This is a genomic window from Corynebacterium nasicanis (assembly GCF_042658165.1).
Classification (GTDB): Bacteria; Actinomycetota; Actinomycetes; order Mycobacteriales; family Mycobacteriaceae; genus Corynebacterium; species Corynebacterium nasicanis.
This window is the reverse complement of the sequence record NZ_JBHSQE010000010.1, coordinates 112,159-129,115: the sequence shown is the minus strand read 5'-3', so window position 1 is coordinate 129,115 and position 16,957 is coordinate 112,159. Positions and strand designations below refer to the sequence as shown.

Below are 16,957 nucleotides of genomic sequence, written 5' to 3'. Positions count from 1 at the left end.
GAAGTTCTTTTTTCGTTTCCCTCCCGGCCACCTGCTGGCAACCGTTCTTGGCAACGAGTGAAACTATACGAAGTTCACACCACACAAAGCAAATCCCCACGTCAACCCACGAAAAGGCAAGCCCCCGTGACCTTTGCAAGCGTGGCGGTCACGGGGGCGTCGAGAAGCATGTCAGTCGGTGACGCGACGGATGTCGGCGCCGAGGGACTGCAGCTGCTCCACGAAGTGCGGGTAGCCGCGGTCGATGTGATAGACGTCGTGGACCGTGGTCACCCCGTCGGAGACGAGGGCGGCGAGGACGAGTCCGGCGCCGGCGCGGATGTCCGAGCTCCACACCTCCGTCGACGAAAGCTGCTCGATGCCGTGGATGACCACGTGATGCCCTTCGACGGTGGCGTTGGCGCCGAGGCGCTGGAGTTCGTAGACGAACTTGAAGCGCGACTCGAAGACGTTCTCAGTGATGACACTCATGCCGTTGGCGATGGTCGCGATGCCGATGGCCATCGGCTGCAGATCCGTCGGGAAGCCGGGGAAGGGCAGCGTCTGGTAGTCGACGGCGTCGGGGCGACGGTCCATGCGGACGCGGAAGCCGTTCTCGTAGGTCTCGACATCGGCACCCGCGACCTTGAGCTTCTCCAGGGCGAGATGCAGGTGACGGGGCGCGATCCCGCCGACGGTGACATCACCCTGCGTCATCGCCGCCGCATAGGCCCAGGTACCGGCGACGATGCGGTCGCCGACCACGGCGTAGGTGGTGGGATGGAGCTTCTCGACGCCCTCGATGGTGAGGGTGGAGGTCCCGCCGCCTTCGATGCGCGCGCCCATGGCGATGAGGAGATTGCACAGATCATCGATCTCCGGCTCACGCGCCGCGTTGTGCAGGACAGTCGTGCCCTCGGCGAGCACCGCGGCCGTGAGGATGTTCTCCGTCGCGCCGACCGAGGGGAAGTCGAGGGAGATGCGGGCGCCCCGCAGCTGCTCGGCCTCGACGACGACGGCGCCGTGGGAGATGCGGGTGGTGGCGCCGAGCTGCTCGAGGCCGGACTGGTGCATGTCCAGGGGACGGGAGCCGATGGCGTCACCGCCGGGCAGGGCGACGACGGCCCGGCCGCTGCGGGAGGTGAGCGGCCCGAGGACGCAGATGGAGGCGCGGAACTGACGGACGGCGTCGAAGTCGGCGTCGGAATCCAGCTCGGCGGGCGTCGTGATGGTCACCGTCGAGCCGTCGATGGTGACGTCGCAGCCCAGGCCCCGGAGGACGTCGCCCATGAGGGGGACGTCGAGAATTTCGGGGCAGTTGGTGAGTGTCGTGGTTCCTTCGGCGAGCAGCGCCGCCGCCATGAGTTTGAGCACGCTGTTCTTCGCGCCGCTGACTTTGACGGCACCCTGCAGGCGGGCCCCACCGGAGACGAGAAATCGATCCTTCACGCTTCCCGACACTAGCCGACACTCCGTGTCAGGGTAGGGCGCCGATCCGCCGGGCCGCGTTGACGGCCTCGTAGCGGGTGTGGGCGCCCAGCTTGCGCATGACCGAACGCAGGTAGGACTTCACCGTCTCGGCGCCGATGCCCATCTCCTCTGCGGCCTCCACGTTGGTGTGCCCGAGGGCGACGCAGGAGAGGACGTCGAGCTCGCGGGCCGAGAGCTTCGTCGACTGCTTGACCCGCACCGGGGAGACCATCTGGTCGCAGAGCTGCTCGAGCTCCTTGCGCAGCAGCTCGTCCTCCACCCGGTTCGCCAGCATGCGCAGTTTCGAGTGGGTCGAGCGGACCTGCTCCCATTCGGCGCCGTTCATCACCCGGCCGGACTTCGCGGCCCCGGGCTTGCCGCCCTCGACGCGGCGGAGGGCGGAGTTGACCGCCAGATCCTGCTCGAGGGTACGGGCGGTCATGGTGACCTCCTCGATGACCTTGTCACCGAGGCGCACCGGGGAGTGGACACCGACATAGAGGACACCGCGGATCTCACGGTTGACGATCACGGGCACCGCGACGATGGAATGCAGCCCCTCATCCTGGATGGCGCGGTCGTTCTCGTGGGAGATGATGTTCGCCCGCGTGTAATCGGAGACACCCACCGGCCGGCGGGTGGTCACCACGCGCCCGCCGACGCCGGAACCCGGCTCGATGATGATGTTCTGCAGCGCCGGGGTACGCAGGCCCACCCACTGCGTGATCTGCAGCCGGTTGTCCGGGAGAAGGGTGGCGTACATGGTGACCGGGATGCCGGTCGCGGTCTTGAGAGAGGTCAGTGCCGCCCGGACGGCTTCGTCGTCATCCTTGATTCGCTGTGAATCCATTGTGAAAGTCGTCCTCCTCCGGGTACACCCGTCCAGGTGCACCCGAGGTGCACATCGACGGGGGTAACTGTCGCCTACAGATGGGCATTATAACGCGACATCGGGGGTAAACGGAATCCAAAACCCCTTAACGTCACGTGGTTCTGTTGCACACGAACGGACTTTCCCACACCCCCCGGGGCGTAACGCCACCTGTCAGCCCTACCCCCGGATCCTGGGATAACCATCTGGTCTGCCTTATCCATACCGTCCTGTCTAGTTTGATGGTGTACGCTGACGGACACACCGAAACAGCAGCAGAACTCAAGGAGCAGAAGCGATGAGCAAGATCTACGAGAACATCCTGGACACCATCGGAAACACCCCGCTGGTCCGCCTCAACGGCGTCACCGAGGGCCTCCACGCCGACGTCCTGGTGAAGATCGAGTCCTTCAACCCGGCCAACTCCGTCAAGGACCGCATCGGCAAGGCGATCATCGACGCCGCCGAGGCCGACGGCTCCCTCCAGCCCGGCGGCACCATCGTCGAGGCCACCTCCGGCAACACCGGTATCGCCCTCGCCCTCGTCGGCGCGGCCCGCGGCTACAAGGTCATCCTCACCATGCCGGAGACCATGTCCAACGAGCGTCGCGTCATGCTGCGCGCCTACGGTGCGGAGATCGTCCTCACCCCGGGTGCCGCCGGCATGCAGGGTGCCGTCGACAAGGCCAACGAGATCGTCGCCTCCGAGGACAACGCCATCCTGGCCAACCAGTTCGCCCACCCGGCGAACCTGCGCATCCACCGCGAGACCACCGCCGAGGAGATCTGGAACGACACCGACGGCAAGATCGACATCTTCGTCGCCGGCGTGGGCACCGGCGGCACCGTCTCCGGCGTCGGCCAGGTGCTCAAGGAGCGCAAGCCGGAGGTCCAGGTCTACGCCGTCGAGCCGACCGCCTCCCCGCTGCTCTCCGCAGGCAAGGCCGGCCCGCACAAGATCCAGGGCATCGGCGCCAACTTCATCCCGGAGGTCCTCGACCGCAAGGTGCTCGACGACGTCATCACCGTCTCCAACGAGGACGCCATCGCCACCTCGCGTGACCTGGCCGTCAAGGACGGCATCCTCGGCGGCATCTCCTCCGGCGGCAACGTCTGGGCCGCCCTGCAGCTGGCCCAGAAGGAGGAGAACGCCGGCAAGACCATCGTCACCGTCGTCACCGACTACGGCGAGCGTTACGTCTCCACCGTCCTCTACGAGGACATCCGCGACTAGTTCCGCAGCGACCAAGTAGACTCTGGGCCATGCTGCTGCTCAACATCGCGAAGATGGTCCGGGAGGACCTGCAGAACGCGCGCGAACACGACCCCGCCGCCCGCGGGGACGTGGAGAACGCCGTCGTCTACTCCGGCTTGCACGCCATCTGGTCCCACCGGGTGTCGCACTGGCTGTGGAAGCGCGGCCTGCGCGGTCCCGCCCGCATCCTGGCGCAGCTCAACCGCTTCTTCACCGGGATCGAGATCCACCCGGGTGCCACGATCGGCCGCCGCTTCTTCATCGACCACGGGATGGGCATCGTCATCGGCGAGACCACCGAGATCGGCGACGGCGTCATGCTCTACCACGGCGTCACCCTGGGCGGTCAGGTGCTCACGCAGACCAAGCGGCACCCGACGCTGGAGGACAACGTCACCATCGGCGCCGGCGCCAAGGTCCTGGGCCCCATCACCATCGGCACCGGCTCCGCCATCGGCGCCAACGCCGTGGTGACCAAGGATGTCCCCGCGGACCACATCGCCACCGGTATCCCGGCGAAGAACCGGCCCCGCCGCCAGTCGGAGCGCATCAAGCTCGTCGACCCCGACTACTACACCGCCAACGATCCGGTCGACTACAGCATCTAGCGAAAAACGCCCCCGAGGGGGCGTTTTTTTTGTGCTTATCGACGCCCCTCAGGCGCGCAGATCCGCGTACTCCGGGTGCTTGTCGATGAAGTTCTCCACCGCTGAGCACGACGGCACCACCCGCGCCCCCTGCTCCCGTGCCCAGTCCAGGGCCTCCTTGATGAGCGGCGTGGAGAGGTTGCGGCCCCGGTAGGCCTGATCGACGACGGTGTGGTTGAAATCGAGCACACCGTCCCGTCGCTGCGCGTAGGAGGCGTAGCCGACCTCGCGGTTGTCGACGGAGATGACGAAACGGTGCTTCGCCTCGTTGTGCTCGATGGTGTGGGCGATGGTCATGGTGCGGTTCTCCTCAGGGACGCGTTAGTCGGGATTGATGATTCTCAATTATGCCCCGAATCACACCCCCGGCGCAGCGTATGAATTCACTCCCCCGTCCCCTGCAGCAGCCGGTGCACGAGCTCCCGCGCCTCCTCCAGGGCGGACGCCTCCTCCGCGAAGAGCTGACACGCATGGTCAGGGACGACTGCGGCCTCCGGGATGATCCCCCGCCCCTCGAGATAGCTGTCCCACTGCCGGTCGATGCTCATGGCCCCACCTTAAGGCGGGCACAGCAAAAAAGCCTCATCCCCGCGAGGGGATGAGGCTTGATTGTGGCCAGAGCCAGGATCGAACTGGCGACCTTCCACTTTTCAGGCGGACGCTCTACCGACTGAGCTATCTGGCCGAAGACCGTCGCCGAAGCGACAATCTCTGCGACCCTGACGGGGCTCGAACCCGCGACCTCCGCCGTGACAGGGCGGCGCGCTAACCAACTGCGCCACAGGGCCTTATTCTTTTGTGGGCTCCGGGCCAGCCTCGCGGCTTGCTCCGTTGCACGAGATATGACTCTACACAGAGTCATAGATCAACCACAAATCTGCAGGTGACAGGGCATTTCCCGGCCACGGAGCAGCGGGAGTTCACTGACCCCTCGCCACACGCTCAAGCCGGAGGCAGTTTTCCAGTAAAGTTCGTCGAAATTCCGCGCCGGAATCGGCAGTCTTTACCGGAAAACTACCTCCGCGCACAAAAAATCAGGGTCTCCCACCGGCAATGGTGGGAGACCCTGAAAGAAATGCGACCCTGACGGGGCTCGAACCCGCGACCTCCGCCGTGACAGGGCGGCGCGCTAACCAACTGCGCCACAGGGCCATATTCTCTTGTGTCCGAGGCTTTCACCTCGAGCACCCCCAACGGGATTCGAACCCGTGTCGCCGCCGTGAAAGGGCGGTGTCCTAGGCCACTAGACGATGGGGGCCAGTCTTTTTCGCCAGAAGGGCTCTGGGACGTGCGACTGATATCGAATGGTACTTCATCTCCGGTCCAGATCAAAACTGCAGGCCCCGGGCGTATTTCCTGGCGCGTGGTCTATCCTGGTGGGCATGAACGACCTCGACACCTGCTCGTGCCACGAGCCGAATGTCCACGGCTACAACGAGAACAAGGCGAAGTATCTCGCGCGCCTCAAGCGCATCGAGGGGCAGGCCCGCGGGATCCACCGGATGATCGACGAGGACCAGTACTGCATCGACATCCTCACCCAGGTCTCCGCAGTCACCTCCGCCCTGGAGAATGTCGCGCTCGCGCTGCTGCAGGATCACATCTCCCACTGCGTGGCCGGCGCCGCCAAGGAGGACGGGGCGGCCGCGGAGGCGAAGATCGAGGAGGCCATGCGGGCGATCCAGAAGATGGTGAAGTCCTAGACCCCGGGCAGCAGTCGCGAGACGAGCGGCCGGTTGGCCGCCACCACCCGGTAGGCCATCGTCAAGGGCGCATCGAGCCCCCGCAGGAGCAGCACCCGGCCCACCAGCCGCACCCACCACTGTCCCCCGCCCCTGCTGAGGGCGGCGCCGATGGCGCGGTGTCCCAGTTCGTCCCCGCCCGCGGTGCGGAAGACGGCATGGTGGCGGAGGGGGAGGGGCGCGACGTCGATAAGCGGGGCGAGACGGCGCAGGCGCTGCGCGGCCCGCCGACAGAAACCACAGTCGACATCGAAATAGAAGGTCATACCCCGAGACTACGATGAAGACATGGGCGCCCTTGCCGTGGACACCATCGGGCTAGGCAAGGGTTTCGGCCGCGTCCGCGCGCCCGACGATCTTCACCCGCAGGTCACCGCAGGTGAAGTGCACGGCTTCCTGGGCCCGAACGGGGCGGGAAAATCGACCGCCATCCGCGTGCTGCTGGGGATCCAGCGGGCGGATACCGGTACCGCGCGCGGCCGTCGAACTCCACCACCGTCTCGCCTATGTGCCCGGCGACGTGGAACTGTGACCCACACTCACCGGCGGCGAGGCGATCGACCTCTTTGCGCGCCTGCGCGGCCGCCCGGACCCGCGGCGCCGTGAGGAGCTCATCGAACGCTTCGAGCTCGACCCGTACCGCCGGGGCCGCACCTACTCGAAGGGAAACCGGCAGACGGTGGCCTCCGACGTCGAACTCCTGCTTCTCGACGAACCCACCTCCGGCCTCGACCCCCTCATGGAGGCCGTGTTCCAGCCACATTTTCTCCCAGGTGGCGGCGCTGGCAGACCGGATCTCCATCGTCCGGAAAGGCCGGATCGTGGAGACGGGCTCGCTGCTGGACATGCGGCACCTCTCCCGCACGGTGGTCACCGCCCTCACCGATCGCCCCACGGGAGAACTGGCGCGCCTGGCGGGCGTACACCACCTCCACCGCGTCGGGGAGCAGGTGCGTGTCGATGTCGACGCCACTCACCTGCGCACCGTCCTGCAGGCGCTGGCTGGGATGGGTGTGCGGGCTCTCCCCCGCTGGGCTGGGCGCAGCAGACCGCACCCTACACACTCGACAGGTGATGGCCGCTGGCCCTCCCGCTGCTGCTCGCCGCGCTGGGCTATGCACTGCGCTCCCGGCGTGAATTGGGGGCCGGGGCCCTGGCGGACCGCCCGGGCCGCGCGCACGCCAGCCCCTGGTTGGGCTCTCCCCTGGCGCTGGCCTTCCGCCATGCTGCTCACGGGGCTCATCCTGGGTGCGTTCACCAGGTCGATGGCCGAAGTCGCCGACTCGCTGCCGCGGAGATGCTCGCCGTCATAGGTGGTGACGCCGCCGCCGAGGCCATCGTCGACGGCTACCTCAGCTTCATGGCCGTCTACTTCGGTGTCATTCTCGCCGTGCAGTTCCTGCTCGTCCAGGAAAACGGGGGTCACACCGAGGCGGTGCTGGCCACCGCCGTGGGGCGTCGGCGCTGGGTGCTGTCCTGGGTGACGGTGATCGGCTGAGGTGTGGTGTGGTGTGGCTGGCGGTGCTGGCCGGCCTGACGGAAGGTCTCGGCGCGGTGCTGGTCACCGGCGACCAGTCGCTGTTCGGGCCCACCCTGCTGGGCTACGCCGTCCAGTACCCGGCGACGGAGGTCCGGTGGTCCGGGGTGCTGGCGCTCGGCGCCGCCGCCTTCCGACGCCGCGATCTCAGCGCCTGAGCCCCCGCCACCGGGTGGCATCGTCCCCGACGACCAGGGGGAAGCGCGCGGAGAGCGGCAGCGGGATATGACGGACCGCCAGTTCCAGCAGCGCCGGAACGGTGGCCATCTCCCGGGCGTGGGTGCGCAGTGCCGGATCCGCGGGCAGCAGTTCGAGGACCCGGGCGCGGACGGTCTCCACGTCCACCTCCGCCGGACGCTCCGGCACGGATTCCAGGGGCACCAGGACGGCGCTCCCACCGTCCAGCCCCCTCAGGCGCCCGACCTCTTCGCCCCGCCAGCGCAGGATGACGGGCCCCGGCGGGCGGTGGGATCCGCCACTCCACGTCACGAGGATGCCCGGCGCCCCCTCTGCGGCATCCGCGACCATGATGAACGGCTCAGTGACCGGATCGTCGAAGTGAGGCAGGTCGGCGAGGTCGGGACGCTCCTCGGGAAACTTCAGCCCGGTCCACACCGTGTGCTCAGGAGCCACGACCACCGGCAGCTGCCGGGCCTGGATGTCACCGGTAAGGGGGCGGCGCCGGTAGTGGTCGTCGATGCTCACCTGCGGTGCCGTCCGGAGACCTTCACGGGTCAGGGTAGGCACTCCGTGGAGGACCGGGGGCTCCCAGCCTGCGGGGGCCGCCTCGTGCAGGATGACGTAGTCGGGCCAGTCCTCCCGCCACTCCCGCGTCGCGAAGATACGCACCCGGCGTGGACCTTCCGGGACGGTGACCGCCACCGCCGGATCGGCGCCGTCCCACCTGTCTGACTGGGGGAGGTTGTCGCCGCCGTCGAGAAGCAGGGTGCCACCGGGAAGCCGGAACTCCAGGGGGTCGGTGAGATCGAGGCGGGAGAGCTCAGCGGGGTCGTCGGTGACCAGGACGGCGTAACCACCGTCGGAGGCCGGGCTGAACAGCGCGACACTCTCGCGCATCACCGGATTCGACCAGGTAGTCGCGTCATGGATCCAGCCCAGGTCACGGTCGGAAAACTGCGTCAGAGCGGAGAAGTCACCGAAGGCGAGCAGCGCGCCCTCGGTGCCGATGACGAACTCTAAGGAGGTCATGGTGCGCAGCTTACGGCCTCCCCGGCTGGTCGGCAGCGCAGCGACCAGCGCCGGAAAGAAAAAGTGGGCCCCGTGGGGCTCGAACCCACGACCTACGGATTAAAAGTCCGCAGCTCTACCAACTGAGCTAGAGGCCCGTGGCTCACATACTAGCGCCCCTCCCGCGCTCCGAAAAAACCAGGGCCCCGCCGCCCGGGTGGGCGGCGGGGCGTCGAGAAGCTCGGTTACTTCATGGAGCCGGTCTCGAGGAAGCGCTGGTGGAAGGACAGCGCGGTGGCCAGGTCGTGCGGGGTCTGCTGGAACTTGCCGGCGTTGGCGCGCGCGACGTACTCCTCGAGCAGCGGACGGTAGTCCGGGTGCGCGACGGAGATCATCTTGGCGGTGCGGTCACGCGGAGCGAGGCCACGCAGGTCGGCGACACCGTACTCGGTGATGACGACCATGGCGTCGTGCTCGGTGTGGTCGATGTGGGAGGCGAAGGGGACGATCGCGGAGATGTCGCCGCCCTTGGCGTCGGAGGGGGAGATGAAGGTGGAGATGCGGGCGTTGCGGGTGAAGTCGCCCGAGCCGCCGATGCCGTTCATGATGCGGGAGCCGGCGACGTGGGTGGAGTTGATGTTGCCGTAGATGTCGGCCTCGATCATGCCGTTGGAGGAGATCAGGCCCACGCGACGGATGACCTCCGGGTGGTTGGACACCTGCAGCGGGCGGAGGATGATGGACTCGCGGTAGCGCTTGGCCTCCGCGTTCATCTTCTCGGCGTACTCCGGGGAGAGGGAGAAGGAGGTGGCGGAGGCGACGGTCATCTTGCCGGCGTCGATGAGGTCGACCATGCCGTCCTGGATGACCTCGGTGTAGGCCTCGATCTTCTCGAACTTGGAGTCCAGCAGGCCGGCCATCACGGCGTTCGGGACGTTACCGACACCCGACTGCATGATGTAGTTGTCGTACGCCAGGCGGCCACCCTTGACCTCGCCCTCGAGGAAGTCGAGGAAGTAGCCGGCGATCTTCTTGGAGATGTCGTCGATCGGCTTGAAGGGGGCGTTGCGGTCCGGGGCGTCGGTCTCCACGACGGCGACGACCTTGGAGATGTCGAAGTCGATGTAGGTGTTGCCGATGCGGTCGCCGGAGTTGATGATCGGGATCGGGGTGCGGTTCGGCAGGTGCTGGATGCGGTAGACATCGGCCATGCCCTCGAGGTCGACGGACTGCCAGTCGTTGACCTCGATGATGATCTTCTTGGCGGCGTCGAGGTAGTCGACGTTGTTGCCGACACCGGAGGACGGGATCAGGTACCCCTCCTCGGTGATGCGGGTGACCTCGACGATGGCCACGTCCAGGTCGCCGAAGAAGCCGTGCTCGACGTACTGGCCGGAGTGGGACAGGTGGATGTCCTGGTACTTCATCTCGCCGGCGTTGATGGCGTTACGCATGATCGGATCCGACTGGTACGGCATGCGGTAGTTGATGGCGCCGGCCTCGGCCATGACACCGTCACAGTCCGGGGCGGTGGAGGCACCGGTGTAGACGTCGATCTTGTAGGTGTCACCCTTGGCCTGTGCCTCCTTGGCACGGTTGGCGATCGCGGTCGGCAGCGCCTTCGGGTACGCGGCACCGGTGAAGCCGGACATGCCGACCTTGTCACCGTTGTCGATGAACTGAGCTGCCTCGTCGGCGGACATGACCTTGTCGCGCAGAAGGGCGTTGGCGATGCGATCGGACATGGAGTTCCTCCTGATTACCGGGCCACATCTTCGTCATGTGAGGGCCCGCGGTGTCTGTGAGAGTTGTCGGACGGCGCCCGCACCGACCGCCGGATGTCGTGTCGGTTACACAGGAGCCTGATAGTTACGGTGACCACACTAGCGGATTTGGCGTGACGCCGCCGCAAAGCACGCAACTGTGTTAATCGTACGGCACCTGCAGGGCAAACCGCCCCGAGTTGTTTGGTCACCACCACCCCCGCGGGGGAGAATGGACCTGTGACTGTCAACATCGGTTCCCTCACCCTGAACTCCCCCGTGGTCCTCGCCCCCATGGCGGGCGTGACCAACGTGGCGTTCCGCACCCTGTGCCGGGAGCAGGAGACCGAGAAGACCGGTACCGTCTCCGGTCTCTACGTCTGCGAGATGATCACCGCCCGCGCCCTCGTCGAGCGCAACGAGAAGACCCTCCACATGACCACCTTCGCCCCGGACGAGAACCCGCGGAGCATGCAGCTCTACACCACCGACCCGGAGTACACCTACCGCGCGGCGAAGATGATCGTCGACGAGAACCTGGCCGACCACATCGACATGAACTTCGGCTGCCCCGTGCCGAAGGTCACCCGCAAGGGCGGCGGTTCGGCGCTCCCCTACAAGCGTCGCCTCTTCGGCAACATCGTCGCCGCCGCCGTGCGCGCCACCGAGGGCACGGACATCCCCGTCACCGTGAAGTTCCGCGTGGGCATCGACGACGAGCACCACACGCATCTCGACGCCGGGCGCATCGCCGTCGAGGAGGGCGCCGCCGCCGTGGCCCTCCACGCCCGCACCGCCGCCCAGCGCTACTCCGGGGAGGCCGACTGGTCCCAGATCACCGCCCTCGTGGAGCACCTCTCCGGTTCCGGCATCCCCGTCCTGGGCAACGGTGACATCTTCGCCGCCTCCGACGCCCGCCGGATGATGGAGGAGACCGGCTGCGACGGCGTCGTCGTCGGCCGTGGGTGCCTGGGACGCCCGTGGCTCTTCGCGGAACTCTCCGCCGAGCTGCGCGGCGAGCCGCTGCCGCCCACCCCGACCCTGGGCGAGGTCACGCGCATCATCCAACGCCACGCGGAACTGCTCGCCGCGCACGACGGCGAAGAGCACGCCTGCCGCGACCTGCGCAAGCACATGGGCTGGTATCTGCGGGGCTTCCCCGTCGGCGGGGAGATCCGCTCCCAGCTCGCGCGCGTGAGCACCCTCGCGGAGCTGCGCGAGCTGCTCGCCCCGTGGGCCGACTCCGAGGCTGTCGCCGCGGATTCCGACGGCGCCCGCGGCCGCCAGGGCTCGCCCTCCAAGGTCGCGCTTCCCGACGGCTGGCTCGACGATCCGGAGGACGCCACCGTCCCGGACGGCGCGGAGATCATGCACTCGGGCGGCTGACCCGACCCCTAGTGGTTTTCATTGTCATGTCAATTAGGTCCACCTGAACAGGCGGAACTGTTTCCTGCACCTTAAGATGGTGCTTATGCGTATCGCTTACCGGGAACACCTTGACAGTTTCGCCCATGACCTCATCGTCATGTGCGACACGGTGCGCTCCATCATGTCGAACGCCTCCGCGGCGCTTATCGACGCCACCCTCGAACCCGCCGAGGACGCCCTCTCCTGCGCCGAGCCGCTCGAGGAGATCCGCAAGCGCTGCGAGGACCGGGCCGTCCAGCTGCTCGCACTCGAGGGCCCCGTCGCGCGTGACCTGCGCCAGGTCGTCTCCTCCATCTACATCGTCGAGGATTTCGACCGCATGGCCGCCCTCGCCATGCACATCGCCAAGTCCGCCCGCCGCCGCCACCCGGAGCACGCCATCCCCGTGCAGCTGCTCGGCTACTTCAAGGAGATGGCCCGCCTCGTCGAGGAGATGGGCGAGAAGACCCGCGACATCCTCGTCGACCCCAACGCCGACGTGGCCCTGGTGCTCAACGAGGACGATGACGCGGTCGACGACCTCAACGAGTACATGCTCACCATGCTCACCATGCGCGACTGGGAGCACTCCACCCGCGAAGCCGTCGATGTCGCCCTCCTCTCCCGCTACTACGAGCGCTACGCCGACCACTGCGTCAACGTCGCCGCCCGCATCGTCTACCTCACCTCGGGTCTCACCCCGCACGAGTACACGGAGAAGCAGGAACGCGCCCGCGCCGACGCGGACATGGCCGCCCGCTTCGCCGAGCTGGAGCGCCAGTTCTCCGACCGCGGCCGCTACCCCCGCACCACGGAATAACCCGCGGGCCTGGTGCACCGGGTGGTGCGCCAGGCCCGCGGGCTGACTGGGGGTTGCTCGGACCAGGAGCGTCGGAGGCGGTGAACGCCTATCCGAAGCGACCGGCGATATAGTCCTCGGTCTCCTTCTGGTCCGGGTTCTCGAAGATCTTCTTCGTGTCACCGAACTCGACGAGACGGCCCGGCTTGCCGGTGGCCTCGAGGGAGTAGAAGGCGGTCTTGTCGGACACACGGGCGGCCTGCTGCATGTTGTGCGTCACGATGACGATGGTGAAGTCTTCCTTCAGCTCGTGGATGAGGTCCTCCACGGCGAGGGTCGAGATCGGGTCGAGAGCGGAGCAGGGCTCATCCATGAGGAGCACCTCCGGCTCGACGGCGATGGCGCGGGCGATGCACAGACGCTGCTGCTGGCCGCCGGAGAGGCCGCCGCCCGGCTTGTCGAGGCGATCCTTGACCTCCTCCCACAGATTGGCGCCGCGCAGGGACTTCTCCGCGACCTCCTTGAGCTTCTTCTTGTTCTTCTCACCGGAGAGCTTGAGGCCGGCGACGACGTTGTCCTCGATGGACATGGTCGGGAACGGGTTGGCCTTCTGGAAGACCATGCCGATGGTGTTGCGCACGGAGACCGGGTCGACCTTGGAACCGTAGATGTCCTCGCCGTCGAGAAGGATCTCACCCTTGACGTAAGCGCCGGGGATGACCTCGTGCATGCGGTTGAGGGTACGGAGGACGGTGGACTTGCCGCAGCCGGAGGGGCCGATGAAGGCGGTGACGGCCTGGGCGGGGATCTGCAGGTTGACGTTCTGCACGGCGTGGAAATCGCCGTAGTAGATGTTGACGTCGTTGAGTTCGAGCTTGGACATCAGTAACTCCTTGTTTCTTGCTTATCGACGGGCCGAAGCTACTGCTTGACCGAGAACTTGGCGGAGATCACGCGCGCCCCGATGTTCAGCAGCGCGATGATGAGGACCAGGGTGAATGCGGCGCCCCACAGCTTGTCGAGGACCGCCGGCGAGGTGCCGGCCTTGTACATGTCGAGCATCATCAGCGGCAGCGAGGACTGCGGACCGGTCATGGAGTCGAGGTTCATCGCCTGGGTGGAACCCACGAGGATGAGGACCGGGGCGGACTCGCCCATGACGCGGGCGATGGCCAGCATGACGCCGGTGGCGATGCCGGACAGCGCCGTCGGAAGGACGATCTTGGCGATGGTCTTCCACTTCGGCACACCCAGCGCGTAGGAGGCCTCACGCAGATCCATGGGCACGACGCGGAGCATTTCCTCGGTGTTGCGGACGACGACCGGCACCATGAGCAGCACCAGCGACAGCGCCACGGCCATACCGGAACGCTGGAAGCCGAAGAGCGTGATCCAGGTGGTGAAGATGAACAGCGCGGCGACGATCGAGGGGACACCGGTGAGGATGTCGACCATGAAGGTGGTCATGCGGCCGAGGCGGTTGCCGTTGGCGTACTCGACCAGGTAGATCGCGGTGAAGATGCCGATCGGCACGGAGAGCACCGAGGCGATCGCGGTCTGCATGAGCGTACCGACGATGGCGTGGGCCGCACCGCCACCGGGGGTGTGGTACAGCACGGACGCCTGCGACTCGGTCCACCAGGCGGCGTTGAGGATCGGGCTGAGACCACGGGAGATGACGGTCCACAGCACCCACACCAGCGGCACCATGGCCAGCGCCATGGTGGCGTACACCAGGATGGTGGCCACGGTGTCGGTGGTCTTGCGGGACTGGGAGATGTGGGTGAAGGAGCTGCCGGAGCCCAGTGCGGTGGCAGTCGGGGTGACGGTGTTGACGTTGTTGGTCATGATTTTCCTCCGTCTACTTCTTGGCCACGAGGGCACGGGCGATGGAGTTCACGACAAAGGTCAGGAGGAACAGCACCAGACCAGCGGCGATGTAGGCACCCGCCTGAATGTCATTGTTGAACTCGGGGGCGGCGTTCGCGATGGCGGTGGCGAAGGTGGTGCCACCGTCGAAGAGCGAGAAGCGGAAGGCCGAGGACGGGGAGACCACCATGTACAGGGCCATGGTCTCACCGAGGGCGCGACCGAGACCGAGCATGGAGCCGGAGATGTAGCCGGAGAGACCGAACGGCAGGACGGTCATGCGGACGACCTCCCAGCGCGTCGCGCCGAGGGCCAGGGCGGCCTCGATCTGGCCACGCGGGGTCTGGACGAACACTTCGCGGGCGGTGGCCGCGATGACCGGGAGGATCATCACGGCGAGCACGATGCCACCGGTGAGGATGTTGCGGCCGGTCGCGAACGACGGGGAGTTGGCGTAGGTGGCGAAGAGGAAGAAGCCGCCGCCCCAGCCGTGGATCCACTCGTAGAAGCTGGAGAGGGCCGGGCCGAGCACCTGCCAGCCCCACAGGCCGTAGACGATCGACGGGACCGCGGCGAGCATGTCGACGAGGTAGCCGAGCGGCTTGACGGCGCGCTTGGGGGCGTAGTTGGACAGGAAGATTGCGATACCGAGGGCGACCGGCATGGCGATGAGGAGCGCCACCAGGGAGATGAGGACGGTGACCGCGAAGAGGTTCGGGATACCGAAAAGCATCGCCTCGGTGTTGCTGGTGTTCCACGGGCCGGTGTAGGTGAAGAAACCGGTCCAGCCCTCCGCGTTGCGGTTGAGGGAGGGGATGGCCCGCCAGATGAGGAAGAGGCCGATCGCCCCGATGAGGACGGTGATCAGGGTGGCGGATGCGGTCGAGAGGAACTCGAAGATCCGGTCACCGGGTCGCTTGACGCTGCCGGAGGCTTTGATCTCCGAGTGAGCCGGGGATGCAGGCTCCTGCTTGGTGCCGATGGTGCCCACGGAGGTGGTGATCGGCTGCTCGGCCTGATTCACCTGCTCGTCCGTGGTCGGTCGGTTGCTTGCCATGAGGCGTTGATCCTTCGAAAGAAAGGGATATGACGTTTATCGTGCCCGGTTCCGGGGCGATGCCCGAGACGTGGCAGCGCCCCCGATGGCGGAGCGCTCACGGGGGCTGCTTTCATGCTTGACCGCAGCCACTTTGGGGCGGTCCGGGGGCCTGTCCGGGTGAGCGCGCTCACCCGGACACACCACCAGGAACTACTGGATGGCGGCGACGGCCTCGGCCAGGCGCTCAGCGTGAGCACCGGTGACCGGGATGTAGCCGAGCTCGTGGAGCTGCTCATCCTGGTTGTCGAGGGCGACGGTGAGGAAGTCCTTGACCATGGCGGAGGTGGACTCGTCGTAGCCTGCGGAGCAGACGATCTCGTAGACGGTGAGGATCAGCGGGTAGGAACCCTCGTTGTTGGAGGCGAAGAGAGCCTCGGAGTCGACGACCATGTTGTGGCCCTCGCCCTTGAACTGGAGGTTCTCCAGGGCGACACCGACGGTCTCGGTGCTGAGCTCAACCGGGCCGGCGCCGAAGTCGAGGTTGGCGATGCCCAGGCCCTGCTGCTCTGCGAAGCCGGCCTCGACGTAGGTGATGCCGCCGTCGATGGCGGTGGTCTGGGAGGCGACGCCGTTGGAGCCGTTGGCACCCTCGCCGACGGCGGCCGGGAACTGCTGGCCCTCGGTGTCCCAGATGTCGGTCGCGCTGCCGAGGAACTTCTGGAAGTTGTCGGAGGTACCGGACTCATCGGAGCGGTAGACGACGGAGATGTTGGTGTCGGGCAGCTCGGTGCCCTCGTTGTCCTCGGCGATGGCCGGGTCGTTCCACTTGGTGATCTCGCCCTTGAAGATCTTGGCGACAGTGTCGACGTCGAGGTTGAGGTTGTCCACGCCCTCGAGGTTGTAGGCGATGGCGACCGGGCCGATGACGAACGGCAGGTGCCAGGCCTCGTTGCCACCGCAACGCTGTGCGGCGGGCTCGACCTGGTCGTCCTTGAGCGGGGAGTCGGAGCCGGCGAACATGACCTGGCCGCCGATGAAGTTGGTGCGGCCTGCGCCGGATCCGGTGGCGTTGTAGGCGAGGGAAGCGCCGGAGACGGACTCCTGGTACTTCTGGCCGAAGTAGTTCATGGCGTTCTGCTGGGAGGAAGCGCCCTCGGCGACGAGCTGGCCGGAGGTACCGGAGAGGCCGTCGGTGGTGCCTTCAGCGCCTCCCGCTGCGGTGGTGGCGGTGTCGGCAGAACCGTTGTCAGAGTCGCCACAGGCGACGAGAGCGGCGGAGCTGGCGGCGACGACGCCGAGGATGGCGGCGGTGCGCTTGAAGTTACGGATCACGGTGGAACCTTTCCGGTACAGATCAGTCAATGTGGTGGTCCGAGCAACCGCGGGATCCA

The 16,957-nt window shown here is 66.7% G+C and carries 18 protein-coding genes, 5 tRNA genes and 1 pseudogene; 8 read left to right on the top strand and 16 right to left on the bottom strand.

Going from position 1 to position 16,957, the window contains the following annotated elements; genetic code table 11:
- Positions 1 to 171: 171 nt before the first annotated feature.
- Both murA and ramA read right to left on the bottom strand, forming a co-directional pair.
- Entirely contained in the window at positions 172 to 1,428 is a 1,257-nt protein-coding gene (gene murA / locus ACFPUZ_RS13205) for a UDP-N-acetylglucosamine 1-carboxyvinyltransferase (RefSeq protein ID WP_377002400.1), read from the bottom strand.
- 28 nt (positions 1,429 to 1,456) lie between these two features.
- Entirely contained in the window at positions 1,457 to 2,299 is an 843-nt protein-coding gene (gene ramA / locus ACFPUZ_RS13200; protein WP_377002399.1) for an acetate metabolism transcriptional regulator RamA, read from the bottom strand.
- A 319-nt stretch (positions 2,300 to 2,618) separates the two neighbouring features.
- Here ramA and cysK point away from each other — a divergent pair, with 319 nt between their 5' ends.
- Both cysK and epsC read left to right on the top strand, forming a co-directional pair.
- The gene (gene cysK, locus ACFPUZ_RS13195; RefSeq protein WP_377002398.1) at positions 2,619 to 3,554 is read left to right on the top strand and encodes a cysteine synthase A; all 936 of its coding nucleotides are present in this window, start codon (positions 2,619 to 2,621) and stop codon (positions 3,552 to 3,554) included.
- Between the two features lie 35 nt (positions 3,555 to 3,589).
- Positions 3,590 to 4,183, top strand: a complete 594-nt coding sequence (epsC, locus tag ACFPUZ_RS13190) for a serine O-acetyltransferase EpsC (RefSeq protein WP_377002407.1) — start codon at positions 3,590 to 3,592, stop codon at positions 4,181 to 4,183.
- Positions 4,184 to 4,231: 48 nt separating this feature from the next.
- Here the strand turns inward: epsC and ACFPUZ_RS13185 are convergent, their stop codons facing one another.
- The 6 genes from ACFPUZ_RS13185 to ACFPUZ_RS13160 all read right to left on the bottom strand — a co-directional run bounded on the left by ACFPUZ_RS13185 (position 4,232) and on the right by ACFPUZ_RS13160 (position 5,480).
- Positions 4,232 to 4,519 carry a GNAT family N-acetyltransferase gene (locus ACFPUZ_RS13185; protein ID WP_377002397.1) on the bottom strand — a complete coding sequence of 96 codons (288 nt, stop codon included), beginning with the start codon at positions 4,517 to 4,519 and terminating at the stop codon, positions 4,232 to 4,234.
- A gap of 86 nt (positions 4,520 to 4,605) precedes the next feature.
- A complete protein-coding gene (locus ACFPUZ_RS13180) occupies positions 4,606 to 4,770 on the bottom strand; it encodes a hypothetical protein (RefSeq protein WP_377002396.1) in 165 nt (54 codons plus the stop codon).
- 64 nt (positions 4,771 to 4,834) lie between these two features.
- Positions 4,835 to 4,907: transfer RNA gene (locus tag ACFPUZ_RS13175), tRNA-Phe, on the bottom strand.
- A gap of 29 nt (positions 4,908 to 4,936) precedes the next feature.
- A tRNA-Asp gene (locus tag ACFPUZ_RS13170) sits at positions 4,937 to 5,010 on the bottom strand.
- Between the two features lie 290 nt (positions 5,011 to 5,300).
- Positions 5,301 to 5,374, bottom strand: a tRNA-Asp gene (locus ACFPUZ_RS13165).
- A gap of 33 nt (positions 5,375 to 5,407) precedes the next feature.
- Positions 5,408 to 5,480: transfer RNA gene (locus ACFPUZ_RS13160), tRNA-Glu, on the bottom strand.
- Between the two features lie 124 nt (positions 5,481 to 5,604).
- On the opposite strand from ACFPUZ_RS13160, the gene ACFPUZ_RS13155 reads away from it, so the two are divergent.
- Positions 5,605 to 5,925, top strand: coding sequence for a metal-sensitive transcriptional regulator (locus ACFPUZ_RS13155; protein ID WP_377002394.1), 321 nt, complete (start codon positions 5,605 to 5,607; stop codon positions 5,923 to 5,925).
- Here the strand turns inward: ACFPUZ_RS13155 and ACFPUZ_RS13150 are convergent.
- Complete coding sequence (locus tag ACFPUZ_RS13150; protein ID WP_377002393.1) at positions 5,922 to 6,230, bottom strand: hypothetical protein; 309 nt, start codon at positions 6,228 to 6,230, stop codon at positions 5,922 to 5,924. The genes ACFPUZ_RS13155 and ACFPUZ_RS13150 overlap by 4 nt on opposite strands.
- Before the next feature lie 22 nt (positions 6,231 to 6,252).
- On the opposite strand from ACFPUZ_RS13150, the pseudogene ACFPUZ_RS13145 reads away from it, so the two are divergent.
- The 3 genes and pseudogenes from ACFPUZ_RS13145 to ACFPUZ_RS13135 form a co-directional block, all read left to right on the top strand.
- Positions 6,253 to 6,989 (top strand): annotated as a pseudogene (locus tag ACFPUZ_RS13145) (ATP-binding cassette domain-containing protein); the annotation flags it as partial.
- A 272-nt stretch (positions 6,990 to 7,261) separates the two neighbouring features.
- Positions 7,262 to 7,462 carry a hypothetical protein gene (locus tag ACFPUZ_RS13140; RefSeq protein WP_377002392.1) on the top strand — a complete coding sequence of 67 codons (201 nt, stop codon included), beginning with the start codon at positions 7,262 to 7,264 and terminating at the stop codon, positions 7,460 to 7,462.
- 11 nt (positions 7,463 to 7,473) lie between these two features.
- Positions 7,474 to 7,659, top strand: a complete 186-nt coding sequence (locus ACFPUZ_RS13135; RefSeq protein ID WP_377002390.1) for a hypothetical protein — start codon at positions 7,474 to 7,476, stop codon at positions 7,657 to 7,659.
- On the opposite strand, the gene ACFPUZ_RS13130 is transcribed toward ACFPUZ_RS13135, so the two are convergent.
- From ACFPUZ_RS13130 to ACFPUZ_RS13120, 3 genes are all read right to left on the bottom strand, one after another.
- On the bottom strand, positions 7,649 to 8,710 hold the full coding sequence (locus ACFPUZ_RS13130) for a hypothetical protein (protein WP_377002389.1): 1,062 nt from the start codon (positions 8,708 to 8,710) through the stop codon (positions 7,649 to 7,651). The genes ACFPUZ_RS13135 and ACFPUZ_RS13130 overlap by 11 nt on opposite strands.
- A 64-nt stretch (positions 8,711 to 8,774) precedes the next feature.
- Positions 8,775 to 8,847, bottom strand: a tRNA-Lys gene (locus ACFPUZ_RS13125).
- Between the two features lie 87 nt (positions 8,848 to 8,934).
- Positions 8,935 to 10,434: an acetyl-CoA hydrolase/transferase family protein gene (locus tag ACFPUZ_RS13120; protein ID WP_377002388.1), complete on the bottom strand. Its 1,500-nt coding sequence runs from the start codon at positions 10,432 to 10,434 to the stop codon at positions 8,935 to 8,937.
- 258 nt (positions 10,435 to 10,692) lie between these two features.
- Between ACFPUZ_RS13120 and dusB the strand changes: the two genes are divergently transcribed.
- Complete coding sequence (gene dusB / locus ACFPUZ_RS13115; protein ID WP_377002386.1) at positions 10,693 to 11,838, top strand: tRNA dihydrouridine synthase DusB; 1,146 nt, start codon at positions 10,693 to 10,695, stop codon at positions 11,836 to 11,838.
- A gap of 85 nt (positions 11,839 to 11,923) precedes the next feature.
- Entirely contained in the window at positions 11,924 to 12,679 is a 756-nt protein-coding gene (gene phoU / locus ACFPUZ_RS13110) for a phosphate signaling complex protein PhoU (protein ID WP_377002385.1), read from the top strand.
- A gap of 88 nt (positions 12,680 to 12,767) precedes the next feature.
- Here the strand turns inward: phoU and pstB are convergent, their stop codons facing one another.
- The 4 genes from pstB to pstS form a co-directional block, all read right to left on the bottom strand.
- Complete coding sequence (gene pstB, locus ACFPUZ_RS13105; RefSeq protein ID WP_303358548.1) at positions 12,768 to 13,541, bottom strand: phosphate ABC transporter ATP-binding protein PstB; 774 nt, start codon at positions 13,539 to 13,541, stop codon at positions 12,768 to 12,770.
- Positions 13,542 to 13,579: 38 nt separating this feature from the next.
- Positions 13,580 to 14,506, bottom strand: coding sequence for a phosphate ABC transporter permease PstA (gene pstA, locus ACFPUZ_RS13100; RefSeq protein ID WP_377002383.1), 927 nt, complete (start codon positions 14,504 to 14,506; stop codon positions 13,580 to 13,582).
- Positions 14,507 to 14,519: 13 nt separating this feature from the next.
- On the bottom strand, positions 14,520 to 15,584 hold the full coding sequence (gene pstC / locus ACFPUZ_RS13095) for a phosphate ABC transporter permease subunit PstC (RefSeq protein ID WP_377002382.1): 1,065 nt from the start codon (positions 15,582 to 15,584) through the stop codon (positions 14,520 to 14,522).
- Between the two features lie 192 nt (positions 15,585 to 15,776).
- Positions 15,777 to 16,898 (bottom strand): phosphate ABC transporter substrate-binding protein PstS, encoded by a 1,122-nt coding sequence (pstS, locus tag ACFPUZ_RS13090; RefSeq protein ID WP_377002380.1) that lies wholly within the window; start codon positions 16,896 to 16,898, stop codon positions 15,777 to 15,779.
- Between the last annotated feature and the right edge of the window lie 59 nt (positions 16,899 to 16,957).